Origin of the sequence: Aeromicrobium phragmitis, assembly GCF_003674095.1 — a bacterium.
Taxonomy (GTDB): Bacteria; Actinomycetota; Actinomycetes; order Propionibacteriales; family Nocardioidaceae; genus Aeromicrobium; species Aeromicrobium phragmitis.
In genome coordinates this window covers 1-564 of record NZ_RDBF01000045.1, presented here as the reverse complement: position 1 = coordinate 564, position 564 = coordinate 1, and the positions used below count along the sequence as shown (strand labels likewise).

Annotated in this window: 1 protein-coding gene; it reads left to right on the top strand. The window is 64.9% G+C overall.

Annotated features, from left to right (window positions below; translation table 11 throughout):
- Window positions 1-256: 256 nt before the first annotated feature.
- Window positions 257-564 (top strand): alpha/beta hydrolase (locus tag D9V41_RS18530; RefSeq protein WP_279432359.1); only part of this gene is annotated, 308 nt, incomplete at its 3' end.

Genomic DNA, 564 nt, shown 5'->3' with positions numbered 1-564 from the left:
CGTCTGATGGAGCGACAGCCCGAGATCGGCCAACGCGTAGTGCAGTGTGACCGGGACGGCCGGGGTGACGGTGCGAGTGAGCAACCCGTCTCACCACCGACACTCCTGACACCGCGCCTCCCGGGTGTCGACGTCCTGAGCGATGGCCGCGTTCACCCCCGGCTCAGCACTGCACCGCGGCGGCATGAGGTACACGAGAAGCCATGAGACGCTAAGACCTCCGCAGCTGCCGGCGAACAACGACAAGGAGAACGGCGTGTCCTACATCAGCGGATCGTACGCATCAGACCAGGACGGCATCGCCATCGCCACATACTCGTGGCTGCTACCCGACGACACGATGGCACGCGGTGTCGTCCAGATCGCCCACGGGTTGGCCGAACATGCCGGCCGTTACGACCGGTTCGCGCGGGCGCTGAACGACGCCGGCTTTCACGTCGTTGCGTCCGATCACCGCGGTCACGGACAGTCCATTCATACGGTCGGCGGCGATTTCGGCGCTCCAGGGTTCCCGGGATTGCAAGCAGATATGGTCCAGCTCGGCGAGGAGCTCAAAAGCTCCTA